Origin of the sequence: Nocardia sp. CC227C, assembly GCF_030767025.1 — a bacterium.
Lineage (GTDB): Bacteria > Actinomycetota > Actinomycetes > Mycobacteriales > Mycobacteriaceae > Nocardia.
In genome coordinates, this window is sequence record NZ_JASITE010000007.1 from 118,861 (window position 1) to 143,483 (window position 24,623).

26 protein-coding genes and 1 tRNA gene are annotated in these 24,623 nt (G+C 69.2%); 14 read left to right on the plus strand and 13 right to left on the minus strand.

The genetic code is table 11. The annotated features are described in order from the left end of the window. Nucleotides 1–199 precede the first annotated feature (199 nt). The 5 genes from QMO76_RS16030 to QMO76_RS16050 all read right to left on the minus strand — a co-directional run bounded on the left by QMO76_RS16030 (nt 200) and on the right by QMO76_RS16050 (nt 6,432). A complete protein-coding gene (locus QMO76_RS16030; RefSeq protein ID WP_306362091.1) occupies nt 200–1,030 on the minus strand; it encodes a M56 family metallopeptidase in 831 nt (276 codons plus the stop codon). A 232-nt stretch (nt 1,031–1,262) separates the two neighbouring features. Beyond that, nucleotides 1,263–3,488: a thiamine pyrophosphate-dependent enzyme gene (locus QMO76_RS16035; RefSeq protein WP_372341987.1), complete on the minus strand. Its 2,226-nt coding sequence runs from the start codon at nt 3,486–3,488 to the stop codon at nt 1,263–1,265. A gap of 130 nt (nt 3,489–3,618) precedes the next feature. Next, a complete protein-coding gene (locus QMO76_RS16040) occupies nt 3,619–4,173 on the minus strand; it encodes a 3'-5' exonuclease (protein ID WP_306362092.1) in 555 nt (184 codons plus the stop codon). A 56-nt stretch (nt 4,174–4,229) separates the two neighbouring features. Beyond that, a complete protein-coding gene (locus tag QMO76_RS16045; protein WP_306362093.1) occupies nt 4,230–5,015 on the minus strand; it encodes an META domain-containing protein in 786 nt (261 codons plus the stop codon). Nucleotides 5,016–5,034: 19 nt separating this feature from the next. Beyond that, on the minus strand, nt 5,035–6,432 hold the full coding sequence (locus QMO76_RS16050; protein WP_306362094.1) for a lipase family protein: 1,398 nt from the start codon (nt 6,430–6,432) through the stop codon (nt 5,035–5,037). A gap of 167 nt (nt 6,433–6,599) precedes the next feature. Here QMO76_RS16050 and QMO76_RS16055 point away from each other — a divergent pair, with 167 nt between their 5' ends. From QMO76_RS16055 to QMO76_RS16065, 3 genes are all read left to right on the plus strand, one after another. Continuing rightward, the gene (locus QMO76_RS16055) at nt 6,600–7,232 is read left to right on the plus strand and encodes a TetR/AcrR family transcriptional regulator (RefSeq protein ID WP_306362095.1); all 633 of its coding nucleotides are present in this window, start codon (nt 6,600–6,602) and stop codon (nt 7,230–7,232) included. A 201-nt stretch (nt 7,233–7,433) separates the two neighbouring features. Then, the gene (locus QMO76_RS16060; RefSeq protein ID WP_306362096.1) at nt 7,434–9,041 is read left to right on the plus strand and encodes an MFS transporter; all 1,608 of its coding nucleotides are present in this window, start codon (nt 7,434–7,436) and stop codon (nt 9,039–9,041) included. 119 nt (nt 9,042–9,160) lie between these two features. Continuing rightward, a complete protein-coding gene (locus QMO76_RS16065) occupies nt 9,161–9,349 on the plus strand; it encodes a DUF1508 domain-containing protein (protein ID WP_306362097.1) in 189 nt (62 codons plus the stop codon). A 276-nt stretch (nt 9,350–9,625) separates the two neighbouring features. On the opposite strand, the gene QMO76_RS16070 is transcribed toward QMO76_RS16065, so the two are convergent. Then, the gene (locus QMO76_RS16070) at nt 9,626–10,204 is read right to left on the minus strand and encodes a DUF5565 family protein (RefSeq protein ID WP_306362098.1); all 579 of its coding nucleotides are present in this window, start codon (nt 10,202–10,204) and stop codon (nt 9,626–9,628) included. A gap of 375 nt (nt 10,205–10,579) precedes the next feature. Here QMO76_RS16070 and QMO76_RS16075 point away from each other — a divergent pair, with 375 nt between their 5' ends. The 3 genes from QMO76_RS16075 (at nt 10,580) to QMO76_RS16085 (ending at nt 11,805) form a co-directional block, all read left to right on the plus strand. Beyond that, nucleotides 10,580–11,200, plus strand: a complete 621-nt coding sequence (locus QMO76_RS16075; RefSeq protein ID WP_306362099.1) for a hypothetical protein — start codon at nt 10,580–10,582, stop codon at nt 11,198–11,200. 123 nt (nt 11,201–11,323) lie between these two features. Beyond that, entirely contained in the window at nt 11,324–11,572 is a 249-nt protein-coding gene (locus tag QMO76_RS16080; protein WP_306362100.1) for a hypothetical protein, read from the plus strand. A gap of 147 nt (nt 11,573–11,719) precedes the next feature. Beyond that, nucleotides 11,720–11,805 (plus strand) — tRNA-Ser (locus QMO76_RS16085). A 333-nt stretch (nt 11,806–12,138) separates the two neighbouring features. Here QMO76_RS16085 and QMO76_RS16090 read toward each other — a convergent pair. Beyond that, nucleotides 12,139–12,795 carry a DUF6461 domain-containing protein gene (locus tag QMO76_RS16090; RefSeq protein WP_306362101.1) on the minus strand — a complete coding sequence of 219 codons (657 nt, stop codon included), beginning with the start codon at nt 12,793–12,795 and terminating at the stop codon, nt 12,139–12,141. A gap of 426 nt (nt 12,796–13,221) precedes the next feature. On the opposite strand from QMO76_RS16090, the gene secG reads away from it, so the two are divergent. Beyond that, nucleotides 13,222–13,455: a preprotein translocase subunit SecG gene (secG, locus tag QMO76_RS16095; RefSeq protein ID WP_039814922.1), complete on the plus strand. Its 234-nt coding sequence runs from the start codon at nt 13,222–13,224 to the stop codon at nt 13,453–13,455. Nucleotides 13,456–13,606: 151 nt separating this feature from the next. Further along, a complete protein-coding gene (locus tag QMO76_RS16100; RefSeq protein WP_306362102.1) occupies nt 13,607–14,293 on the plus strand; it encodes a DUF1361 domain-containing protein in 687 nt (228 codons plus the stop codon). Between the two features lie 21 nt (nt 14,294–14,314). Here the strand turns inward: QMO76_RS16100 and fadD8 are convergent, their stop codons facing one another. From fadD8 to QMO76_RS16115, 3 genes are read right to left on the minus strand one after another with little or no spacing between them, the layout of a single operon-like run. Next, on the minus strand, nt 14,315–15,922 hold the full coding sequence (gene fadD8, locus QMO76_RS16105) for a fatty-acid--CoA ligase FadD8 (protein ID WP_306362103.1): 1,608 nt from the start codon (nt 15,920–15,922) through the stop codon (nt 14,315–14,317). Between the two features lie 23 nt (nt 15,923–15,945). Next, nucleotides 15,946–17,139, minus strand: coding sequence for a Nonspecific lipid-transfer protein (locus QMO76_RS16110; RefSeq protein WP_306362104.1), 1,194 nt, complete (start codon nt 17,137–17,139; stop codon nt 15,946–15,948). Between the two features lie 44 nt (nt 17,140–17,183). After that, nucleotides 17,184–18,032: an SDR family NAD(P)-dependent oxidoreductase gene (locus QMO76_RS16115; RefSeq protein ID WP_306362105.1), complete on the minus strand. Its 849-nt coding sequence runs from the start codon at nt 18,030–18,032 to the stop codon at nt 17,184–17,186. Between the two features lie 96 nt (nt 18,033–18,128). Between QMO76_RS16115 and QMO76_RS16120 the strand changes: the two genes are divergently transcribed. Together QMO76_RS16120 and QMO76_RS16125 are read left to right on the plus strand one after the other, a co-directional pair. Then, the gene (locus tag QMO76_RS16120) at nt 18,129–19,073 is read left to right on the plus strand and encodes an alpha/beta fold hydrolase (RefSeq protein ID WP_306362367.1); all 945 of its coding nucleotides are present in this window, start codon (nt 18,129–18,131) and stop codon (nt 19,071–19,073) included. 139 nt (nt 19,074–19,212) lie between these two features. After that, nucleotides 19,213–19,881 (plus strand): DUF1275 family protein, encoded by a 669-nt coding sequence (locus QMO76_RS16125; RefSeq protein ID WP_306362106.1) that lies wholly within the window; start codon nt 19,213–19,215, stop codon nt 19,879–19,881. Nucleotides 19,882–19,965: 84 nt separating this feature from the next. Here QMO76_RS16125 and QMO76_RS16130 read toward each other — a convergent pair whose 3' ends face one another. Continuing rightward, complete coding sequence (locus QMO76_RS16130; protein WP_306362107.1) at nt 19,966–20,229, minus strand: hypothetical protein; 264 nt, start codon at nt 20,227–20,229, stop codon at nt 19,966–19,968. 182 nt (nt 20,230–20,411) lie between these two features. On the opposite strand from QMO76_RS16130, the gene QMO76_RS16135 reads away from it, so the two are divergent. From QMO76_RS16135 to QMO76_RS16150, 4 genes are read left to right on the plus strand one after another with little or no spacing between them, the layout of a single operon-like run. After that, a complete protein-coding gene (locus QMO76_RS16135) occupies nt 20,412–20,723 on the plus strand; it encodes a hypothetical protein (RefSeq protein WP_306362108.1) in 312 nt (103 codons plus the stop codon). After that, entirely contained in the window at nt 20,717–21,109 is a 393-nt protein-coding gene (locus QMO76_RS16140; RefSeq protein ID WP_306362109.1) for a hypothetical protein, read from the plus strand. The genes QMO76_RS16135 and QMO76_RS16140 overlap by 7 nt, the downstream gene beginning before the upstream one ends. Nucleotides 21,110–21,162: 53 nt before the next feature. Then, nucleotides 21,163–21,939: an ArsR family transcriptional regulator gene (locus tag QMO76_RS16145; RefSeq protein WP_306362110.1), complete on the plus strand. Its 777-nt coding sequence runs from the start codon at nt 21,163–21,165 to the stop codon at nt 21,937–21,939. Beyond that, complete coding sequence (locus QMO76_RS16150) at nt 21,920–22,312, plus strand: VOC family protein (protein ID WP_306362111.1); 393 nt, start codon at nt 21,920–21,922, stop codon at nt 22,310–22,312. Before QMO76_RS16145 ends, QMO76_RS16150 begins: the two co-directional genes overlap by 20 nt. 383 nt (nt 22,313–22,695) lie before the next feature. On the opposite strand, the gene QMO76_RS16155 is transcribed toward QMO76_RS16150, so the two are convergent. Further along, on the minus strand, nt 22,696–23,157 hold the full coding sequence (locus tag QMO76_RS16155; RefSeq protein ID WP_306362112.1) for an SRPBCC family protein: 462 nt from the start codon (nt 23,155–23,157) through the stop codon (nt 22,696–22,698). Then, nucleotides 23,154–24,617 carry a YbfB/YjiJ family MFS transporter gene (locus QMO76_RS16160; protein ID WP_306362113.1) on the minus strand — a complete coding sequence of 488 codons (1,464 nt, stop codon included), beginning with the start codon at nt 24,615–24,617 and terminating at the stop codon, nt 23,154–23,156. The genes QMO76_RS16155 and QMO76_RS16160 overlap by 4 nt, the downstream gene beginning before the upstream one ends. Between the last annotated feature and the right edge of the window lie 6 nt (nt 24,618–24,623).

The following is a 24,623-nucleotide window of genomic DNA, read 5'->3' on the forward strand; positions in this document are numbered from 1 at the left end:
TCCTGATGTCTGGGTGCGGGAGACGAGTCGGCGGTGCGTGCGATACGGCGCTACGACAGAGATGTCGCCGAAGAGATGTCGCCGAAGGGTCTCCGGAGAAGGGATATCGACCGTCGGTGGGAGAAATTCCTACAACCACGCGAATCGGATACCGGTCAGGGTACGCCCCCTGTCCCGGATCATGCAACGCCGGGTGCGGTCACCGTATTCCGCTCAGCCGCCGAATCCGGCGGCTGAGCCCGGCATCGGCGGCCCCGACCGGGGCGTCTTCCATCGCGGCGAGGGTGAGCAGTGCGCACAGCACGGTGCCGCGCCCGTGACTGCGCACCGCCGCGTCGTCGGCGATCAGCTCGAGCAGCCGCGCCACCTCGCGGGCACCCGTCGTGAACAGGCCGATGCGGGGCAGGGCCGCCGCCAGCCCGCGCGTCACCGCGAGCAGCAGGTGGTGGCGGCCGTCCAGATGCGCCCGCTCGTGCGCCAGCACCGCCTCGACCTGGCGCTCGTCCAGCGCGCTGAGCGCGCCGCGGGTCACCACCACCGTATGCGGCTTGCCCGCCACGCAGTACGCCGCGGGTTCGTCGACATCCAGGACCACCGCGTCGAGTTCATCGCTGTGGCGGCCCGCGATCCGCGCCATCCGCGCGTGGGTGAAGGTGGTGCGCCGTGCCGTCCACAGCGACCGGACCAGCCGGACCGTCAGAACCGCGCCCGCCGCGACCGTGAGCGCCGCGAGGATGAACGCGCCGACCCGCACCGCGTCGCCGTAGCCGCCGACGGCGGCATCGTGCAGCTGTGTGACGCAGGCGTCCATCATCGGCTGGTTCGAGGGGAACAGGCGGTGATGGAGAAAGTCCACGATCAGGGCGATCACGGCGGCGGCCCAGGATGCCGCGGTGAGCCCGAGGGCGCTGAGCCATGCCAGCAGGGCGGCACGGGGTGACGATCCCGCGCGGCTGATCCGGAGCAGCAGCGGTGGGGCCAGGACGGCGATCACGAAGCCGAACACGATCGAAGAGACCGCGGCGCTCACCCACACCTCCCATCCACCGGCTCGAGTGTACGTGCGCTCCCTGAGTGCGCGGTTGCGCGTCACGGGGGGATCTGTTTACGATCTACGTACGTACTACGTAGATCTTTATCGCGTAGACGAAAGCTTGTGCCGCCCCCTCATCGGCACAGGGGACGCCGTCCGGCAAGCGGCGTCGACGATCGGCGGGCGTGGGTCACCCCCTCATCGGCCCACTCCCGCCGATTCGGGGCCGCTACCGGCGGTCCAGCAGTGCCGTCGCCGCCTCTTCTATCCGAATCTCGTCCAGCAGAACGAGATTCGCGGCCGGTCCGAGCGGTATGAAACTGTCCGCACTGGTGACGCGGGCGATGGGGCCGTCGAAACCGCCGTCGATCAGCGCCGCGCACACCGCCTCGGAAATGCCGCCGCTACGGCGGGTTTCGTCGGCGATGAGCACCCGGCCACCGGCGCGAGCATGGTCGAGCAGATCGTCCACGGGCAGCGGTGCGAGCCAACGCAGATCCACGACGCGGGCGTGGATGCCGCGCTCGGACAGGCGGCGCGCCACCCGCAGGCTCATCGGCACCCCATTGGCGAAACTCACGATGGTCAGATGTGTTCCGGTGCCGTGTGCCCGCGCGCGCCCGATCTCCACATGCCGCGGATTCGCGATCGGGGCCGACCACCCGCCGTCACCTTCCCGGTAGAGGTCTCGGGTGTGATAGAGCGCGATGGGCTCCAGGAAGACGCAGACGCGGCCGTCCACGCGCGCGGCCGAGACGCAGGTGCGCAGCATAGCGGCGGCGTCGTCGGCCCGAGACGGTGAGGCGATCACGACGCCGGGGATATCCCGAAGTGCCGCAAGGGAATTGTCATTGTGGAAGTGGCCGCCGAAGCCTTTCTGATAGGCGTATCCGGCGATGCGGACCACGAGTGGATTGCGGTAGCGACCCGCGGAGAAGAACGACAGCGTCGCCGCCTCGCCGCGCAGCTGATCGGCGGCATTGTGGACGTAGGCGAGGTACTGGATCTCCGGGATCGGAACGAATCCGGCCAGGCCCGCACCCAGCGCCGTGCCCAGTACGCTCTGCTCGTCCAGCAGCGTATCGAAGACCCGGCGCGCGCCGAAGGTCTGCTGCAAACCCTTGGTCACGCCGTACACGCCACCCTTGCGGCCCACATCCTCGCCGAACACCAGGACGTCGCGATCACGGGCCAGCAGATCCGCGAGCGTGCGATTCACCGCCTGCGCCAAGGTCATCGGATGTCCGCCGTCGACCACGTCCGGTGTCGTGCGACGCGTATCCGGGCGTGCGGCCCCGAGGCGCGGGCGTGTTCCGGCCGCCGGCGCGGCCGCGCGCAGCGCATCGGTGCGGACCATGGTGGGCCGGGCGGGAGCCAGCGGCTCCACGACCATCTCCGCGGTCAGCAATTTCGGTTCGTGCCGGACCTTTTCGGCGGTCTCGGCCACCCGCGCGCCGATCTCGTCGTATCGGCGCATCACCTCGTTCGCGGTGGCCACGCCGGCGGCCACCAGCAGCCGCCCGGTCGCCGTCACCGGATCGCGCCGCAGATCGGCCGCCAGGTCGGCGGGGCGACGGTAGGCCGCCTCCACATCCGATCCGGCGTGCCCGAGCAGGCGCACCGTGCGCAGGTGCAGGAAGGCGGGCCGCCGCCGCTCCCGCACCCAATCGACGGCCGCGGTCGCGGTGTCGAGGGCTTGCGGCAGATCCGAGCCGTCGGCGGCGAAATACCGCAGTCCGGGTCGGGATCCGTAGGCGTGCTCGATCCAGCGGCCGGGGGTGGGGACGCTGATGCCGATGCCGTTGTCCTCGCACAGGAACAGGATGGGCATGGCGATACCCTGATGGGCGGTGTGCACGGCCGCGTTGACGGCTCCCGCCGCCGTGGAGTGATTGGCCGAGGCGTCGCCGAAACCGCACAGCACCACCGCGTCCGCGGGCCACTCGCACGCCACCCCCAGCTTGGCGGCCCGATCGAGGGCGAAGGCCAGCCCCACCGCGCGCGGCAGCTGGGAGGCGATGGTGGAGGTCTGCGGAATCACCCCGGCGGCCTTGCTGCCGAAAACCTTGTGCCGCCCACCGGAAATCGGATCGGCGGCCGCGGCCACGACGCCGAGCAGCACATCGCGGACGGGATCGGCTCCGGCCACCCGTCCGGCCCGGTGCACGAAGAAGGCCCCCGAGCGGTAGTGCAGCAGCGCCGGATCGTCGGTTCGCGTCGCCGCCGCCAGTACCACGTTGCCCTCGTGCCCGGCGGACCCGATGCTGTAGTACCCGTGGCCGTCGCGGCCGAGCCGGCGCGCCGTGAGGTCCAGGTGGCGGCTGGTGGCCTGGGCGTCGAACAGCTCCAGACACCGTGTGCCGGTGAGGGTTCCGGTCGGGGTCAGCGGCTCGTCGCGGGCTCGGGTCGCCCCCGGCGTCGTCGCGGTGACCTCCGCGCGAAACCACTGGTCCAACTCCGCTTCCCGCTCGCCGATGACCCGCCCGCCTCTCTCTTCGGTCCTGCGGTATCTGTCCCGTTCTGCGGTGTTTCAGATTAGTGGTGTGCCGCGTTCTCCGGGGAGAATCACGGTACGCGCCCGCGAGTCACGCGGGCCAGGAATCGCGCTCCATCACGTCGATCACGAGTGCGGCGATATTCCAGGCGTCGTCGCCGCCGCGGTGATGGGTGCCCTCCAGCGCGATTCCCGCGAGCCGCAGCGCATCCGCCATTCCGTAGCGCCGGGAGGTGTCTCGGGACGCGGAGAAGGCGAGCTTGGCATTGGCGTGCCGGGAGCCGAACGGATACGGCACACCGGTGGCCGCGCACTGCCGCTGGAACTGCTTGCGGTCGTAGTCGCCCCAACTGGCCCACGGCCGCGCGTCGGCCTGGAACCGCTCACGCAGCAGCGCGCACGCCTCGGCGAAGGAGGTGCCCGTCGCCACCTGTTCGGGCGTGAGAGTGGTGAGCCGGGTGCAGAACTCGCTCACCGTGGAGCGCTCGGGCCGCACCAGGATGCTGTGCTTCGCAACCCGCTCCCGGGTCTCGGTGTCGAGGACGCACAGACCGATCTCGATGATCTCGCTCGACTGGCCGGGCGGATCGGTCCCCTCCCAACAGGTGGCCTCGATATCCACCACATTGAGGAATCGCTCGTTCATGCCGTCGGACGCTACCGAGTGGTTCCCGGTGGGCGACACCGATTTTCGTTCGTGCGCTACTCGGCGCGCAGCTTCAACCCGCTGCCGTCGGCCTGGTTGCGCAGGGTGAGCGTGTCGGCCTCGACGGTGGCGGTGACCTTTCCGTCCAGCGCGGTGAGCACCTGCTGTTCCAGCTCCATGACCTGCGGTTCGCACATCTTCTTGGTGGTGCCGATCTGGAAGGTGACATCGCTGCCGGAGACCTCGGCGGTGCCGATCATCCCATTGCAGCCGGCACTGCCGGAGACCGCGCCGTCGGCGGCGATGAGCAGTGTCGGGCGCACCTCGTCGATGGTCTGCGAGCGGATCTCCGCCTCGGGGGTCAGCACCGCGGTCACCACCCAGGTGGTGCCGGTGAGCGGCTTGTCCGGATGGGCGACCTCGCGATCCAGCAGGGTGACGGTGCTGCCGTTGCCGCTGACGACCAGCGTGTCGCCGTCCACCTTCCAGGTTGGCCTCGACTTCAGCAGGCCCTCCTGCCAGGCGTCGGCCTGCGCCCGGTCCTCCGGACAGCCCATGAGGGTGGTGGCGAGCTGATCGGCGGTCAGCACGCCGCCGTCGAGATTCACCGGCCCGGTGGCGGTATTGCAGCCCGCGTTGGCCGTCACCCGGTCTTCCCGGAAACTGAGCGTCAGGGGCCCGCCGCCCGGAATCGGCAGGCCCTCCACCTCGGTGGACACGAAATCGCGGCCCATCGGAGTCGCCGTGGGGGAGGCGTCGTCGTCACCGGAGGAGGAACATCCGGCGACCACCATCGCGAGCGCCGCGACGAACAGCCCGCCCCATAGTCGAGTAGCTGGCATGGGGCCGATCGTACGGAGATCAGACGGGCATGCCCAGCGCCGATGCGAGTGTCTGCCCGAGAGCGTCGGCGAAAGCGGCGAGCGCGCCCGGGTCGAGCAGTTGGGTGACGACATCGCGATTCGAGCATCCGGCCGGAGCCGGAACGCCGTTGAGCCGCTCGTCGAGCCACATGGCCGCGCTGGCGGTCCCGCTCACCGCGGCGATGCCGTGCTCACTGAGGAGGTCGCGGGTGTAGAACACCCGGGCGCTCGGATCCGCGCAGTAGGTGTCGTAGAGGCGGTTCACCGCGTTGATCGGCATCACCTCGTCCAGCGGGGCCTGGTAGATGTGCAGGGGCGCGGTGGGCGTGCCGCGCCGCCCGAGGGCGAGTTCGTCCAGCACCGGTTGCACTTCCGGGGCGAGCATGGGATCGCCCGGATAGTCGAACAGCCCCTTGATGTTCACGAACGGGAATCCGGCGAACTGCAGCGCCACGCACTGGCCCTCGTGGACCACCCGCACCGCCTTGCCGAGCGGATTCATGTACCTCTCGATGAACCGGTTCAGCTCCGGATACTCGCGGGCGACGCCGAACAGCCCGCCCAGCACCGCGCCGCCGAAGGTGGAGGTGCCGTTGTTGTAGTCGATGGCGGCGCGGATATCGGCCATGAGCCCGCCCGTGGACGAGCCCACCAGGTCGAGCTCGGGCGCGTATTCGGGCTGTAGTTCGGCGGCGTGCGCGGTGGGGATGGCGCCGCCGGAATAGCCCCACAGGGCGACGCGGGTGTCGGTGCCGGGCAGCCCGGCGGGTTCGAAGCGCTCGGCGGCCCGGATGCCGTCCAGGGTGATGCGCCCGCCCAGCGGTCCGGCGGCGTAGGCGGCGTTCGGACCCTGGTGATCGGGCACCACCACGGCGTGCCCGCGTTGCAGCATGGCCTGCACCTCGACGAATTCCGCGCCGATCACCGGATTGAGCGGGTTCGGCAGCGATCCCATCTGGAGGGTGTAGGACGGTGCGCAGTTGATCGAGAGCGAATCCTCCGCCATCTGGAACGACAGCAGCGCACGCCGACCGGTCGGTGCGGGCCGGTGCGGCACGATGACCGTGGCTACCGCCGCGATCGGCTCGTCGCGGGTGTTCGTACTGCGGTAGGACAGCTGCCACGCCTTGACGTTCAGCGGAATCAGCCAGAAGTTCGCGAGGTTCACCCGTCGCGCCGACAGGATCTCACCGGGCTGTGCCGCCGCGACCCGGGCCGGATCCGGATGGTAGAAGCCCGGGTCCAGATACGGGGGCGCGGGCGGAACGGGGAAGGGGAGGGTCGGACTCACCGGTATCTCGTCGGCTCCCGCCGTCGTCGTCGCCGGGCATACCGCCACGGTCAGTCCCGCCGCTGCCGCCACGCACGCCAGGGCCGCTCGTCTCCGCGTTGTCATATCGCCGTTGCCTCCACACCCCGCGTCCGCGGGCGCACGCACTCCACTAAGATAGAGAGTGATTGGTATCTATGTTGCGCAGACTGTATGGGACAGTCGATCGGTGTGTCAACGGTCACGTGCATCCCGGGCCGGTCGACGCGAACGGGAGGCGGGATGATCGACTCGTGAGCGAAGATCCGCGCCCGCGCCGGACCCAGCAGCAGCGCCGTGCCGCCACGGTGGCCAAACTCGTGGCGGCCACCATCGCGGCCATCGGCGAGGTGGGCTATCAGCGCGCCACCGTGCAGGAGATCTGTGCCCGCGCGGGGCTGTCGGCCGGGGCCATGTTCCGGCAGTTCGACACCCGCCTCGATCTCGTCGTCCGCACCGCGGAGGAGGCGTTCGGCCAGCAACTGGCGGGTTTCCGGGCCGCCATGGACCATCTCGGCGAGCAGGAGAACGCGCTCGATGTGGCACTGCGCTTCCTGCGCCAGGCGCAGCAGTCCAATCCCATCCACGCGCTGCGCGAGATCTACCTGGCGGCCCGCTCGGATGCCGAACTGCGCGAACGCATCTCACCGATCGCCGAGAGCTACTATCGCGAGATCGTGGCGGCGCTGGACGGGGCGCGCCTGCTCGACGACTTCCCGGCCGAGATTCGCGAGCCGCTGTTCTTCATGATGCTGCACATGTTCTCCGGTGAAGCGGTGGTGCGCGGCGTCTACCAGCGCCCCGATCTCGACGCCGCCATTCTCACCCTGGTGGAGGACATGCTGGCGGCCTACGCCGCCCGCGTGGCGGCATCACCGGGGGAGTAGTCGGCGACGCCGGGGTGAGCCGGGCCCCTGCCGGGGGCGATCGAGGTGAGGCCCCTGGTCGGAGATGATCGGCATTGCCGGCGCTCGATCGGTTGCGCCGCACGTTCGGCCAGCGGACAGGCGTGAATCCCTGGCGCTGGCCTGATGCCCGGCCAGCGTGGCGTTCGCACCGACCGGTAGCTGGGAAATACGCTCTGTCCAGTGAGCGAGGTTCCTGCGAAAGACGGTGAGTCGGCCTGGGCGCCGCTGGCGTCCAAGGTCTTCCGGGCGCTGTGGATCGCCCAGCTGGTCTCCAACCTGGGCACCTGGATGCAGACCGTCGGCGCGCAGTGGGTGCTGGTCGACAATCCGAACGCCGCCACCCTGGTGTCGCTGGTGCAGACGGCCACCACCCTGCCGGTCATGCTGCTGGCGATTCCCTCGGGGGTGCTGGCCGACCTGGTGGACCGGCGGCGGCTGCTCATTGCCGCCCAGTCGGCCATGGCCGGATGCGCGGCGCTGCTGGCCGTCCTCACCGCGACCGGGCACACCACGCCCGCGGTGCTGCTGCTCCTGCTGTTCCTGCTCGGCTGCGGGCAGGCGCTCACCGGTCCGGCCTGGCAGGCCATCCAGCCGGATCTGGTGCCGCGCAACCAGATTCCGGCCGCCGCGGCACTGGGCAGCATGGGGATGAATATCGGCCGCGCGGTCGGCCCGGCATTGGCTGGAGCATTGGTCGCCGTCTCCGGCCCGGCCTGGGTCTTCGCGCTGAACGCCCTGTCGTTCACCGGGATTCTGGTGGTGCTGGTGCGCTGGCGGCGTCCGACGGCGGACCGGGACCTGCCGACCGAGCGGCCGATCGCCGCTCTACAGGCGGGGCTGCGCTTCATCCAGGCATCACCGGCCGTGCGCCGAGTGCTGTTGCGCTGCCTGCTCTTCGTCGCTCCCGGCAGCGCGCTGTGGGCGCTGCTGCCGGTGGTCGCGCACGACCGGCTCGGCCTGTCGTCCTCCGGTTACGGTGTGCTGCTCGGTGCGCTCGGCCTGGGCGCGATCATCGGCGCCACCCAGATCGCGCGCCTGCGGAAGACCATGCGGCCCACCGGATTGCTGGCGCTGGGCGCGATCACCTTCGGCCTCGCCACCCTCGCCGCCGCGCTGCTGCGCAATGAGATCGTCGTCCTGGTGCTGCTGGTACTCGGTGGTTTCGGCTGGATCACCGCCATGTCCACCCTGAACGCCACCATGCAGCTGCTGCTGCCGGGCTGGGTGCGGGCGCGCGGCCTCTCGGTGTATCAGCTGGTGTTCATGGGCGGCCAAGCTCTCGGCTCCCTGCTGTGGGGCCTGGTCGCGGGGTGGTTCGGGATGGAGTCCGCACTGATCGCGGCGGCCGCCCTGCTCGCGCTCTGCGCCGCGAGCACCCGCTGGCTCCCGGTCAAGGTGGACTCGGTCGACACCACCCCGTCGGCCCACTGGCCCGAACCGACCCTCGTCTTCGAACCCGCCCCCACCGACGGCCCCGTCCTGGTCCTCGAAACCTACAAGGTCCCCGAAGAACTCGCCCCCGACTTCATCCACGCCATGTCCCGCGTGGGCCGTTCCCGGCAACGTACCGGCGCCATGGAGTGGCGCATGTTCCGCGACGTGGGCTCGACCGACCGCTACGTCGAAGCCTTCGTCGTCCGGTCCTGGGCCGAACACATGCTCCAACACCAGCTGCGCCTCACCGCCCAGGACCAGGCCGCCGAGGCCCGCGTCGCGCAGTTCACCGTCGGCGAGAGCCATACGCTGCACCTGGTGGCGGTACCGCCACCGATCCCGCCGCGCAGGTGAGCGATCGCCGCCGTCGGTCACGACACGAACTCGGTCGTGTCGCTCCGGGTTTACCCGTCGGTGAGTGGGCATACCTCCACTGTTCCGCGATTATCCAGCAACCGAGAATCGAGGCAGTCATGTCAGGGAAGTTCGAGATCTTCTGCGACGCCTCCGGCAAGTTCCGGTGGCGCCTCGAGGCGGGCAACGGCGAGATCGTCGCCCAGAGTCAGGCGTACGCGAGCAAGGATGCCGCGAAGAAGGGCATCGCGTCGGTGCAGAGCACCGCGGCGGCCGCTTCGGTGGTCGACCTCGTCGCGGCATCCTGACGCCGCGAGACACGACGACCGGATCGGTAACGGCAGCCCGGCATTCCCGACAAACCTTTCGAGGCCCCGGTCACTCCCTTCGCACCGGGGTCTCGCACGTGCCCACCAGGCGAGATGCCCGGGTCCGACGTTTCGGCGAATCGCGCACGCACGAAGACGGGCAGGCGCATACTGATGCCAGAAGCCCCGACGTGACCCCCTGTACGTCGGGGCTTCGCGATGGTCCGACCCCGCGGTGGGCGTTCGCCGCCACCGTCGGCCGCCGATCCCGTGCGGCTATGCGGTGATCTCCCGGCGGAAGTCGCGCACCTTCAGCTTCGCGCGGCGTCCACCGTCCGGGTGGTGCCACACCACGCCCTCGTAGGGTCGGCTCGACGTGCGCACCCACTCGGCGAACTGCGCTCGCAGGTCCTCGAACTCGGTGGGGACGTCGGTCAGGACGATGGAGCCGTGCCGGACCAGCACATGCTCGCCGTACCCGTGCGGATTTCCGTTGATCTTCGGCCCCAGCAGTTCGTAGCTGTCGGCCACGGGGTCGTCGTCCGGCGTGGCGTCCAGTGCCCGGCGGTGCAGTTTCGCGAACGGGGACTGCTCGATCGGCTCCCAGCCGGTGCGTTTACCGGTGATCGGGTCGGAATCCGCTTCGACGAAGTTCGCCGGTTCCGCCTTCCCCGGTTTGATCTCGCGCCGCGCCCACCAGCGTCCGGCGTCGTCGAGCATGGTGCACACGCCGTCGAGTTTCGCGGTCGCGACACCTTCCCCGGCGATCACCCAAGCGCAGTCGGGATGAACCTCGGGGAGAACGCGGGCCATGTCATGCGGGTCGCGGACGAACAACGTCGGAATCTTGCGCATTTATCCTCCTGATCCCTCGGAGCATGCGCCATCAGCCCGGGAAGGCACCACTGAATTTGTGATCTTCGACCGACCGCGCGGCGGTTTTCGCAAGTCGCCGTGCGGATCGCGACCACTGGTCGAAGATCGCACACCCGCGGTTCACCCGCCGTCTGTCTGTCCTACATGCAGGTACGCAACCGTCGGCGACGCCGTTCGGTTCGCGATCATCGGTCGGCCGGGGATATCCACCCGGCGAGCCACGCGACCGGTCGGTTGGGAATAGCGACTATTCTCAGCAACTTGATCTACATGGTAAGAGCATGCAAAAGGGGGCATGAAGTGAAACGAACTGTGGCTACGGCAATCGCCGCGACCGCTGTTCTCCTGTTCAACGTGGGATCTACGGGAGGGGCCAACGCTACGACCGACGAGTTCGATCGTACCGAGCTGGGTTCGGACTGGGTCACCGCGGGCGGTGGCACCCTGCACATCGCCGAGGGGCAGCTCTCGGCCGACGGCACTCCCAGCGAACCGGTGTCGATGGCGTTCCACACGGTGCCTGCCGCTGGCAACACACAAGAAGTCGCGGCCACCATTCACTGGAACGGCCGCAACCCCGAACACTCGGCGATGTCGATCGCCTTGCGAGCGGACCCCGCCTCCGAGCACGCGGGGGTGCACTTCTGGTTCACCGCGACCTCGATGGGCCTCTCGCTGCTGAGCTGGGACGGAGTCGTATTCACCCCCGCCGCTGGCACCGACGCTTACATCCCGGTGTGGTTCAAGTGGCCCGAAGGGACCACGATCCGCCTACGCGCCGAGGGCGACTACTACGCGGCCTACGTAGGCGATTCACCGCACCCGATCTTGGCCGGAACCTTCACCGAGGAAGAGGTTCCGCACACCAACCGCTACGGCGGGGTGCACGGCCAGGACGATTCGAAGGTTCCGGGCGGCGGCGAGCCCCCGGCCGTCCTGGACGACTTCCGCTTCTCCGCCCCGGCCAGCACGTAACCCGCAGCCCCCTCCCGGCCGTCGCGACACGGCCGGGAGCGGCCGTGGACCAGTTCCAGCGAAACCGCAGAAAACCGGTGTGCCGCAATCTGCCTGGGAGTAGGTTGCCCGACAGTGGAGCCGGTGATCGACCGGCTCGGTCCCGAGGTCGAGGAGGTCATCGTGACGGCTGCGGAACGGCTTCGCGCGGAGGGTGAAGCTCGGGGCGAGGCGCGGGGGCGTGCTGAGCTTCTGCTCGAGTTGATGACGTCGAAGTTCGGGCCGCTGGCGACGGAGGTCGAGGCGGCCGTGCGGGGCGCGGAGGCGGCTCGGTTGCGGGTGTGGGCGACGCGGGTATCGACGGCCGACAGCGTCGACGAGGTCTTCGAATAGTCCCGGCGTCGGTGCGATGTCTGCGCCGTGGTCCCGCGGCGAGGTAGCTCTGGTCCGGCTCGCCGCAGGGTGGTGAAAATCGGTTGTGCCGGTGCCGCATTTCCTGCGAATGTGGTCGGACCGCAAGCTCGGTCGGCGGGCGGAGAAGGAAAGTTCCGGCCTGTGGAGGCCAGCCGGTCTTGAAAACCGGAGGCGGGCATCGCGTCCCGGGGGTTCGACTCCTCAGCTTTCCGCGATGGAAGATGAATCGGCCATGGCGGCCGAGCCGCGTTGCTAGCGCGGATGTGCCCGTTCGGGTATGGGGTTCGAGTCCTCCGTCTTCCGCCTGGCCTGCCGGAACGGGCAGGACGTCACTGCAGATTCAGCCGCTGCTCAGCCTCACGTTCGCGCATCAGATCGACGCCCGCGAGCTGCTGGGCCCCGTTCGCGGGTCCACTTGATCTGGACCTGCTCAGCGGGCCCCAGTCACAGACGTACGAACGATCGTCCCGCGGCGAAGCCCCGCTATCGTGACCTCCTCGGGTTCATCAGGTCTGGCCCTATGTGGCGCCGCGGCCGGGAAGTGGCTATCGGTAGGCGATAGGTCCCACGAGCAGAGGCTCGTTCAGCATGTCCGGTGTGAACGACACTCCGGTGACCTTGGCCGCCAGGGCGAAAGCTCTCGGCACGAGGATGTTGTAGGTGGTGTTCCCCGCAGCGTCCCAGTCGATCTCATTGTCCGAGCTGTCCAGCACCATTCCCAGCTCACGCATGTAATCGTTGAGCCGGTCGGGATCGGTGCCCCAGCGGATGTGCGGGATCTCCAAAGCGTGGGCGGTAACAAGCGTGCTGTCGATTGCGTACGCGAGGCTGTGCCTGGCGTAGTCGTGGCGTGTGATCGCCAGCACCGCACATCCTCGCGACAGATCCGCCAGCACATCGCTATCGGTCGCCCAGAACCCGCACGGCTCGATGGCCACGCTCCACTCACCGGCCGGGAACACGCCCACGTGACCACCGCCGCTTCCGCCGTCGGTCTTCCCGAGGAACTCAACCATCCTGTCGTTGAGCTGTTGGAAGTCCAATTCCTGGCTGGAGTCCTCGCCATTGTTGAAGCGACGTACCACCTCCGACCGGTCGAGCCCGCGGAAGAAGGCCACACTGAAGAGCACGCCCAGCGGGCTTGCTTGGCTCTCGGATGCAGCGAGCCATTCGAACGGGGCCCTAGGATCGGCTGTCGTCATACCGGCCATGGTGGCAGGCCGCACCGACAATCGACCTCAGCTGCCGGTAGCCGGTGAGCGTCGGTGGAACCTGACTGCCGCCATCCATGCCGGAGAGGCCGAACTCTTCGGCGAATCACGGCTGCGGGTAGCTCGCGTGTACGCCGGTCTCGACGAGTGGCGCCGTCCGGGCGGTCGACGCGCTAGTGAGATCTCCAGTCGCACCCCTATCGAACGTTAGTTCGAGCTATAGCTGTTGGTCATCCCGCGCTACCAAGGCGCTACGGTTGGCTGTCGGATTGCTACCCGGTGCGTATGCGCGCTGTAGGCGGTCTCCGGCGGGCCGCATCGAACGGCATGAATCGTGCGTGGTCTCCGAGCCGCGTGGAGGGAAGCGGACCAGGGCCGATTGAAACCCATGCGTGACGGGCGCATATAATCCGTGAAATGCGCATGTTCCTCGACATCCTGCTGATCGTCACCAGCGTGCTGCTGGTGCTGCTGGTGCTGCTGCACCGGGCCAAGGGTGGAGGTCTGTCCAGCCTGTTCGGTGGCGGCGTGCAGTCCAGCCTCTCGGGGTCGACCGTGGTCGAGAAGAACCTGGACCGCATCACCATCTTCACGGGGATTGTCTGGTTGATCGCCATTCTCGGGATCGGCCTGGAGATCAAGTTCTCCTGAGCTGACGAGCTTCGGATCACCCGGGTGTCGCTGTGGCGACACCCGGGTGATCCGTGCTGGGGTGGGTCCATTCGTGGCGGTCGTGTGTAGAGACTGTGGGGTCTGGTGAAAGCTGCGGCCGATCGGGCCGATCCGTGGGCAAGATGAGCGCATGGATGTTGTCGACGCGGTCGGGCCGAGCCTGACGGGGGTGCTGCAGCGGAACCTGCTCTGGATGGGGTGGAACACCGTATTGGCTTGGATCCCGGTGGGTTTGGCGCTGCTGGTGTTCCGGATGGTGAAGCCGCGGGAGCGGCGGTTGCCGGTGTCGCCGGTGTGGTGGGCGGGGGCGGTGCTATTGCTGCTGTTCCTGCCGAATGCGCCGTACGTGGTGACCGACCTGGTGCATCTGCGCCACGACATCCGGTGGGCGGGGGACGGGCCGGTGGTGACCACCGTACTGCCCGTGTACGCGGCCTTCATCGCCTCGGGGTTCGTGGCCTACTACCTGGTGCTGGGCGAGATGAACCGCTTCCTGGAGCGGTCCGGTTTCGGGGCGTGGCGGACACCGGTGACGCTGGTCACGCAGCTGCTGTGCGCGGTCGGCGTTTTCCTGGGGCGCTGGGTGCGGCTCAATTCGTGGGAGCCGGTGGTGCAGCCGCGCGGCACGTTCGAGCGCACGCTGCTGGCGCTCAGTTGGGAGTGGGCTCCGATTCTCATTGCCGCGGTCTTCGTGGCAACGGCGTTGGGGCACTTCGTGACTCGCGCGGTGATCGAGACGGCGGCGGACAGTGTGCGCAGGGGAGCGCTGTTCCTGCGCACACCGCGGGCCGCGCGCCCGACCACCGGCGGAGCGTAGGACGTCAGGCGGACCGACCGATCACGAAATGCCCAGTCGCTCTTGGGCGATCACCCGTACCGCCTTCTTGTCGGGCTTGCCGAGCCCGGTCAGCGGCAGCTTGTCGACGACCACGACGTTCTTCGGCACCTGCACCGAACCCTTGCGCTGCTTCACCGTGGCCTGTATCTCGGCCGTCACGGTGTCCACCGCGGCGGTGTCGGCGGCCGTGGCGGCGTCGAGCACGACGACCGCGGTCACGGCCTCACCCCACTGTGGATCCGGCACGCCGACCACCGCGACGTCGAGCACGGCCGGATGCTCCGACACCACATCCTCCACCTCGCGCGGGAACACATTGAATCCGCCGGTCACCACCATGTCCTTGCTGCGGCCGACAATGTGCAGGAAGCCGTCCTCGTCCTCGCGGGCGAGGTCGCCGGTGTGCAGCCAGCCGTTCTTGAACGTCTCGGCCGTCACCTCGGGCAGGTTCAGGTAGCCGGCCGCCAGCAACGGCCCGGATACGCAGATCTCGCCCACCTCACCCTGCGGCACGACCTCGCCCTTGTCGTCGATGAGGGCGACGCGCAGCGCGACCGAGGGCCGCCCGCAGGAGCTCAGCCGCGCCTTGTCGTGCTCGTCCTTGGCCAGGTAGCTGATGGCCATGGGGGCCTCGGACTGCCCGAAGTACTGCGCGAAGATCGGCCCGAACCGTTCGATGGCCTGGGTCAGCCGGTTCGGATCGATGGCGGAGGCCCCGTAGTAGACGGTCTGCAGCGACGACAGATCCCGCGTCTTCGAATCGGGGTGGTCGAGCAGCGCGTAGATCATGGACGGCACCAGCATGGTGGCGCTGATCTTGTGCTCCTCGATGGCCTTCAGCACCTCACCGGCGTCGAAGCGCGGCAGTACGATGCATTCGCCGCCCAACAGCACCACCGGGACGAAGAATGCCGCGCCCGCATGGGAGAGCGGTGTGCAGATGAGGAATTTCGGCCGCTTCGGCCACTCCCACTCCGACAGCTGGATCTGCGTCATGGTGGCCATGGTGAGCGCGGTGCCGACCACGCCCTTGGGTTTGCCGGTGGTGCCGCCGGTGTAGCTCACCGAGATGACGTCGTCGGGCCGCAGTTCGGTGGCCTCGACCGGCTCGGGTTCGAACTTCTCCACCTCGGCCAGGAAGTCCACGCCGACGTCGGCCAATTCGCTCGGTACCGGGCCGAGGACGAGCACCTTGGTCAGCTCCGGCACCCGGTCGACCAGCTCGCGGGCGCGCTGCACGAAGGCGGGTACCGGGTCGAGGATCAGGGTGGTGATGCCCGCGTCGGCGAGCACATACGCGTGATCGTCGAGTCCGCCGATGGGGTGCAGCGCGGTTCGCCGCTGTCCGCGGACCTGACCGGCCGCGATGGTGAACAGCACCTCGGGCCGGTTCAGCGCGAGAATGCCGACCGGCGTGCCGGTGCTCACGCCGTTGGCCTCGAAGGCGGCCACGTACCGGCTGATGGCGTCCAGCACGTCGGCGCCGGTGAGCACGGTATCGCCGAGTGTCACAACGGGATTGCGCTTGTGGCGGCGCAGTCCGGCGAGCAGGCTGTGGCCGTTGTGCACCGGCATCCGCAGGCGGGTGTCGGGATCGATGGCAGTCATGGGTATTTCAACTCCCGTTCCGGTCAGGCGCTGGGCGCGGCGTAGAGGGTGACGGCGGTGGCACCGCCGAGTCCGAGGTTGTGGGCGAGTGCGATCCGGGCGTCGGGAACCTGCCGCTCACCGGCGAGACCCCGGAGTTGCCAGGACAATTCGGTGGCCTGGGCCAACCCGGTGGCGCCAAGGGGATGTCCCTTGGAGATCAGTCCGCCGGAGGGGTTCACCACCCAGCTGCCGCCGTAGGTGGTGGCCCCGGATTCGACCAGCGCCCCGGATTCGCCTTCCCCGCACAGGCCGAGAGCCTCGTAGGTGATGAGTTCGTTGATGGAGAAGCAGTCGTGCAGTTCGATCACATCGACATCGGCGATGCCGATTCCGGCGGTCTCGAACACCCGCTGTGCGGCGCGACGGGTCATACCCGAGCCCACCACGTCGATCATGGACCCGGCGGCGAAAGCCGAGGAACCGTCGGTGGCCAGCTCCTGGGCGAGGATCTCCACGGCCTGCCCCTCGAGCCCGTGCGCCCGCACGAAGTCCTCGCTCACCACCACCGCGGCCGCCGCCCCATCGGACATGGGGGAGCACTGCGAGCGGGTGAGCGGTCCGTGCACCGGCTTGTCGGTCAGCACCTCGTCGAGGGTGTAGGCGTTCTGGAACTGCGCCAGCGGATTCCGCGTGGAGTGCTCGTGATTCTTGACCGCCACCCGCGCCAGCTGTTCGGGTGTGGTGCCGTACCGCTTCATGTGCTCGATGGCGGCATTGCCGAAGAACTGCGTGGTGATGGGGGCGTTCCCGAAGTCGAACTGCCCGCGCATGACGGCCAGGTGGTTGTCGACGGTGGTGGCCTTGGGTGTGGTGGCGGGTCCGGCCATGGCCTCCTTGGTCATCTGTTCGAACCCGACGGCCAGCGCCACCTCGGCGAGGCCGCCGCCGACCCATTCCCGGGCCAGCATGAGTGCGGTGGAGCCGGTGGCGCAGTTGTTGTTGACATTCACCATCGGAATGCCGGTGAGTCCGATGTCGTAGAGGGCGCGCTGCCCGGCCGCGGACGGCTGGAAGACGTAGCCGACGGCGGCGCGCTGGACCTGGTCGTAGCCGATGCCGGCGTCGCCGAGCGCCCCGCGTACCGCCTCGCCGACCATCTCCGGGTAGGTCCATTCGCGGGAGCCGATCTTGACGAACGGCGTCATGGCGACACCCACGATGAAAACGCGTCGCATACTTGGCACTCCTTCTGTCGGGGACTACTGCGGATACGTGCGCGCTAGTCGGCGCGCGGGATACGGCCGTCGATATCGGTGAATCCGTACTCGTCGGCGAGATCGGCCACCCGCCAGGCTTTTCCGGTGCGTTTGCGGCGTTCGGGATCGGCGGCCAGGGCGACGACGGCACGTCCGGGGAAGCGCGGCGATTCGGCGGCGTCGAGGTCGAAGCTGCCCTCACCGGGCAGCGTGACCACGCGGCGACCCTGCTCGTCGGCCGGAACCATTTGCAGCAGTTCGGTATTCACGATGCCGGGCCAGATCGATACCGCCGTGACCTCGGTATCGGTGAGATCGTGCGCGAAATCGGCGGTCATCCGGTCCAAGGCGGTCTTGCCGATGCCGTAGACGGCATTGTGCATATACCGCCGCGCGCCGGGCGAGGACACGTTCACGATCAGTCCACCCGCCTCGATGAGCAGGGGCGCGGCGAAAACGCTTGCCGCGTAATGGGAACGCACCCCGATGTCGAAGGTCTCGTCCCAGGCTTTCGGCGGTACGTCCCAGAACTTGCGCCCGAGCCAGCGCGCCGCCGACGGTGAGTTGTAGACATTGTTCACCAGCACGTCGAGTCGCCCGTGCTCGGCGCGCACCCGGGCGAAGAGCCGTTCCACCGCCGCGTCGTCGTGGTGATCGCACACCACCGCCACGCCGGCCCCGCCGAGTTCGGTGATCTCGGCGGCGGTGGCGTGCACGGTCCCGGGCAGGCGTCCGGCCGTGGTGCTGCGGCCGGTGACATACACGGTGGCGCCCGCCGCGCCCAGTTCCAGGGCGATGCCCTTGCCGATGCCGCGACTCGCGCCGGTGACCACCGCGACCCGGCCGTCGAGAATCTTGGGTATTTCGCTCACAACCGCTGGACATTACCTTGAAATAAGAACGTGTTCTAGAAGTTGGAGGCGGTAGTGGATAACGGTCAACGCACGGTGCGGACCAGCGGCATCGACATGCATGTCACCGAGCGGGGGCAGGGGCACCCGGTGGTGTTCTGCCACGGGTTCCCGCACACCGGATTCGTATGGCACCACCAAGTCGAGGCGCTGGCCGCCGCAGGGTACCGGGCGCTGGCCCCCGACCTGCGCGGATACGGCCGCACCGACGCTCCCGCCGATCCCGAGGCGTACACCAACGCGGCCGTCGTCGGGGATCTGCTCGCCCTGCTCGACGACATCGGAGCCGAGCGGGCCGTGTTCGTCGGCCTCGATTTCGGGGCGCAGTTGGTGTGGGAGCTGGCGCTGCGCGCACCCGAGCGGGTGGACGCGGTCATGGTGTTGAACAATCCGTTCGCCCCGCGCCCGCCCAAGCCGCCGTCGGCGTTCTGGACCAAGGCCGCGCAGCGGCATTTCCTGCACCTGTCGTACTTCCAGCAGCCGGGTGTGGCCGACGCCGAACTCGCCGCCCGCCCACGGGAATTCCTGGCCCGGGTGTACTACTCGCTCAGTGCCGCCTACCACTACCTCGACACCTGGAAGAACCCGCCCGGCCTCGGCTATCTGGATGTGCTGCCGGATGCCCCCGCACTGCCGTGGTCCTGGCTCACCCGGGAGGAATTCGACACCCTCGCCGCCGATTTCGAGCGCACCGGATTCACCGGCGGCCTCAACTGGTACCGCAATCTGGACCGGAACTGGGAGCTCACCGCCGAGTTCGCCGACGCGAAGGTGACTGTGCCCGCCTACTTCCTCCACGGCGAGCACGATCCCGATATGGAGGGCTTCAGCGGCCGCGATCCGCTGGCCACCATGCGCGCCGCGGTCCCGGACCTGCGCGCGGTGGTGGAGGTGCCCGGCGCGGGCCACCTGGTGCAGCTCGAGAACCCCGCCGCGGTGAACGAATTCCTGCTCACCAGCCTCGACGGCCTCGAACTGACATCGACCGCGACGACCGCGTAGCGGTCGACCACAGGTCCCGATCCGCGTCCCGGGGTGCGGTGGCTCGGCCGCGGCGTCGTCTTCGATACGCCGGTACGCGTGATGCGGCTCGCGCTCGTCCGTGCCGGGCAGGGCGGCGCTGCGCGGATACCGTGACCGCATGGCGATCGAACAGGGGAGCAGACTCGCTTTTCCGGGTGGCCCCACCGCGCTGGTACTACTCAGCACCGGGGCGGGGGCCATGGACGCGCTGGTGTTCACCGCATTGGGCAAGGTTTTCGCCAGCGTGCTGACCGGCAATCTGGTTCTGCTCGGGGTGGCGGTGGCACTGCCGTCGACGGATGTCGCGGGTCCGCTCACGGTGCTGGGCGGCTATGTGGTGGGAATCGTGGTGGCGGCCCGATGGTGTCGGGCCGAACGCGATCGCCGCGCGCGCCGGGTGCTCGAATGTCTCGCCGTCGAAGCGGTTCTCGCGAGCGTACTCGCCGGACTGGCCGTGGCCTTCGGTGACGGGCTCGGCCGGACGCCGCTGCTGGTGCTCGCCGCGCTGGCCATGGGCATGCAGTCCGCGACGGTGCTGGCGGCCGACCCGAATTCGCCCACCACCTATCTGACGAGCACATTCACCCGCTTCTGTAGCGATCTCGCCACGACCGGGAAAGTGGACCCGTGGTCGCTGACGCGCATCGCCGGTCTGGTGCTCGGCGCGGGTGGCGCGGTGGCACTGGGCAATGCGACGGGATGGTGGGCGTTCACGGCCCCGGCGGCATTGATCGTCGCGGCATCGGGCCTCGTCTGGCGCGGAATCCGCGCGGCACCGGCGACATAGCCGGTGCCGCCCAGTTCGAGGTCGACGTGCGGTGCGGATTGCACCTCGTCCTTGGCGACCTGCACCTGCGGGGTGTGCGCGGGCTTACCGCTTCCCGGGCTCCGGTTCCGCGCGAATCGTGTCCAGGCGGTCCGCGCAGCGGGTGAGCAGATCCAGCAGGGTGTCCCGCTCGGTGGCCGTGAACTCCTCGGCCAGGGCGCGTTCGACGCGGACAGCACGGGCGTCGGCGTCGCGCATCACCTGCTCGCCCTGTTCGGTCAGGCGGGTCTCCAGGACATTGCGGTGCCAGGCGTGCGGGGTGCGCTCGATGAGTCCGCGGTCCCGGAGGTTGGTGAGGATCGTGTTCATGGTCGGCGGGGTGACGCCGCACAGGCGAGCCTACCCGGAGGGCATCGCCCTCGACGCGCGCACCGGTGACACCTACGTCGGCTGCTACGCCAACGGCGCGGTCTACCGGGCCGCCGCGGGTGCGGCCGAGGCGGAGGGTCTTCCTGCCCGCGGGCGCCGACGGCCGGGTCACGGCCAATGGCATGAAGGTCGACGACCGCGGTCGGCTGTGGGTCACCGATTCGACCGCCGGGGTGGCCGCCTACGACATCGCCACCCGGGCACTGGTCGCCAGCTTCGACGTGCCGGGCGGTGCGCCGCGCTTCGTCAACGATCTCGATTCCGCACCCGACGGCACCGCCTATCTGACCGACAGCATCCGCTCGGTCGTCTACCGCGTGACCCCCGACCAAGTCGCCGCTGGTGGAATGCCGAACTCACGGCGGTTTTCGACCTCGCGCCGCATCTTGAACCGCGCCCGGCGGACGCCGTCGGCCTCAACGGCATCGTGGTAGATCCGACGGGCCGGTACCTGCTGGTCGTCGATATGACCGGCGGGGATCTGTACCGCCTCGCCACCGCGCCCGACGCGGCCGGGCCGGTGCGCAAGGTGACCCTGAACGGCGGCGATGTGGTGCACGGTGACGGTCTGGATCTGGTGGACCACACGCTGCGGGTCGCGCACAACGCCGTCAACACGGTGAGCCGCTGGACCGTGTCCGACGACTACGCCACCGCCACCCTGGTCGAGCAGTTCACCGACGAATCCCTCGCCATCCCAACGACTCTGGTGCGCGCCGGAGATCGGACGCTGGTCGTGGCGTCGCAGTTCGACAAGGGCGGGCCGATGTCTCCGGGGACGCCCGCCACGCCCTTCCGGATTGTCGCCGTGCGTATCTGATTCCGGCCCGTGCGCGTCTAGTACATCAAACTGATTTGATGTATTTTGGAGCCATGGTGGTAGATCGGGTCCCACTGCTCATGCGGATGGCCGCGCACCCGCTGCGCTGGGCGTTGCTCACCGAACTGGCGGGCAGTGACCGGCGCGTGCGGGAGCTGGTCGCCGCGACCGGTGAGCCGCAGAATCTGGTCTCCTACCATTTGCGACTGCTGCGCTCGGCGGGCCTGGTGACCGTGCGGCGCAGCAGTTTCGACGGCCGCGACAGCTACTACCATCTCGATCTCGACCGCTGCGGGACGGCATTCGCCCAGGCGGCGACCGCCCTGCACCCCGCCCTGGCTCCCGGTGCCGACGCCGCCCGGGAGCCGTCCGGCGCGGTACTGTTCCTGTGCACCGGGAACAGCGCCCGCTCACCGATCGCGGAGGCGCTGCTGCGTCGCCGGAGCGGCGGTGGGGTCGAGGTTGCCAGTGCGGGCAGCCATCCCAAGCCCGCACTGCATCCGAACACCGTGCGAGTCATGCGGGAGCGGTACGACATCGACCTCAGCGCACACGGCACCGCGGGGCTGTCGGCGGTCGCCGACCGCCGCTTCGATTACGTGATCACGTTGTGCGACAAGGTCCGTGAGGTCCCCCGGGACCACGGAGCGGCTGTCAGCGTGCACTGGAGCCTGCCGGACCCGGCCGCCGCCGGATCCACGGCCCAGGCCGAATACGCCGAATTCTGCCGTGTCGCGGCAGAACTCGACACCCGAGTCCGATTTCTACTGACCGTGCTGGAGCCCAGGTTCCCGCCCAGGAGTGTCGATCATGTCGAATACCGCAACTGACCAGGCCAGCGTCCGCTATATGGTCGACGATGTCGCCGCCGCGCTCGCCTTCTACACCGATCACCTCGGCTTCACCGTCGACCTCGACGCCGCCCCCGTCTTCGCCGGAATCAGCCGCGGCCCACTGCGCCTGCTGCTCTCCGGCCCCGAGAGCTCCGCGGGCCGCCCCATGCCCGACGGCGAGGTCCCGCACCCCGGTGGCTGGAACCGCATCCAGCTCATCGTCGACGATATCGCCGCCGACGTGGAGAAACTGCGTGCCGTCGGCGTGCCCTTCCGCAACGACATCGTGAAAGGCCCCGGCGGACAACAGATCCTGCTGCTCGACCCGGCGGGCAACGTCGTCGAACTCTTCCAACCGGCGGCGCGCTGACGCCTGCACTCGACGGGCGGTGGCAACGCCGCCCGCGGGTCGATGCCGGGGGAAGGTGAGCCCGACGGCGAATCCGGCGGCCCCCTCGAGCTGGCGAGCCCGCGAGAGCGATACCAGCACAGCGGGTTCGGTGCTCGCGTCACGGATCAGTGTCCCGGTGCCCCGCAGCGATCGCGGGATCCCCACCACAGATCGCCAACCGCACACCGGGGTTGGTCAGGGCACGCTGCGGGTGAGCGGGCGTGGTTCGACGTACTCGGCACGGAGTTGCTCGACGCGGAGGAGTCCACACGACCGGGGCGGGCGGTCACCGTGCGCGGCCGAGTGGGACGAGGGTGGGGGTGGCCGTCCAGGGGGACTCGGACGGGGCGTGTGGCCGGTGATCACTCGCTCTCGGCGAGCGCGGCCAAGCGGTCGATGGAGGCCAGCAGTTTGTCGGAGGTGGTCGCGCGGGCGCGGGGGAGGCGCTTCTCGTCGGTCAGGTTCGACCAGTCGTAGGTGTGGGTGACGCGGGTTCGGTTGTCGCCCACGGGTTCCAGTTCCCACCGCCACAGGTGGCCCGGGGAGTCCTTGCCCGGTTCCGAAGGGAGCCAGGCGATGCGGCGGCCTTCCTCGAATTCGACGATGTGGTTCTCGCGGACCTGGCCGCCGTTGGTGATCGTCATGGTGAAAACCGCACCCACGGAGCGCACTCGCTGTCCGTCCGGAGCCTGGTCGAGGTTCTCGTTGCCGTCCCAGCGTGGCTGCTGGGCCGGATCGGCGATGAGGTCGAAGATCCGCTCCGCGTTCGCGGCGATCTCCCGGCTGGCGCTCACGACCCGTGACACATCAATGCTGTCCGTCATGCCTCGATCGAAACATATGCCCGGTGCACAACCAATGCGGCCGCCGCGGCGGCCAGCAGAATGGCGGTGGCGATACCGAAGGCCGCGGTGTACCCGCTGCCGAGCACCGGTGCGACGACCAGAGGTCCGAGCATCTGCCCGACGCCGTAGCCCGCGGTGAGCGTGGCGGCGGCCGGGCCGTCGGCGAGATCGTCGCCGATCTCCATGGCCAGCATGACGATTCCCATGAAGGTCGCGCCGAACAGGACGGCCGAGACCAGCGCGGCGGCGGTGCCGGACGATACGGCGAGCAGGGCGGCCGAGACCGCTTGCAGGATCAGGGCGAGCACGAGCATGCGGGTGGCGGACCACCGGCGCGCGGCCGCACCCCACAGCACCGTCGACGGAGCCGCCGCCGATCCCACCAGAATCCACACCAGGGTGCCCTCGGCCTGTCGGCCCGGCCCAGCGACGGCCGCGACGAGGAAGGTGCCGATCACGATATAGCCGAGGCCCTCCAGGAGGTACGACACACGCAGCGCCCGCCAGGTGCGCCCCGGGCGGCACGCGGTGAGGTGGTCCTGCTCTGCCTGGCACGCGGTGAGCTCGTCCTGCCCTGCCCGGCGTGCGGTGAGCTCGTCCTGTCTCGTCCGGCGTGCGGTGACTTCGCCGTGTCTCGCGCGGCGTGCGGTGAGCTCGCCGTGCTCCATCCTGGGCGCGGTGAGCGCGTCGTGCCGTGCCCGGCGTTCGGCGACCTCGTCGTGCCCCGCCCGGCACGCGGTGCTCTCGGCGGCGACACGGGGCGGGATTCGCGCGTCCACCGGGCGGCTCAGCGTGCAGCGCCCGGCCGTATCGGCCGGATCGCCGTCGAGCGGCTCGGCGCCCGCACCGGTTCGTGCCCCCGTGCCGCGCCGGACGCCCGGTCGGATGTCGAGGCGTCGCGTAGGCGCGAGCAGCGCGGCGGTGACCGCGGCCGATACCAGCCACAGCGCCTGCCAGGACAGGACGTGCTGGGTGAGGAGCACCAGCAGCCCGGCCGCGGCGATTCCGGCCCCGACCCCGGAGAAGACGATTCCGGCGGCGCGCCTGCGGTTCTCGTGCCGGGCCGCGATGGCGGCGCACCCGATGAACAGTGCGGCACTGGCGAGCCCGGCCACGAATCGCAGCGCCGCCGGGACGGCCGGGGGAGCGGGGAGCGCCATCAGCAGATCGCTGGCGATCAGGGCGATGGCGGCGAGCCGGAAGGTGTTGCGTCCGTTCCATTCCGGACGTCGAGCCAGGGCCACCGCGCCGAGCAGATAGCCCGCGTAGTTCGCCGCGGCCACCAGTGCGCCGCCGTGCGCGTCGAGCCGACCGGCATCGACCATGATCGGCAGCAGCGGCGTGTAGACGAACCGCCCGACCCCCACGGCGGCCGCCAGTCCCGCCGCCGCCGCGAAGGCCGGGCCGAGTCCCAGTTGTCGAGTCGCCACGATAGTCACGCGCTC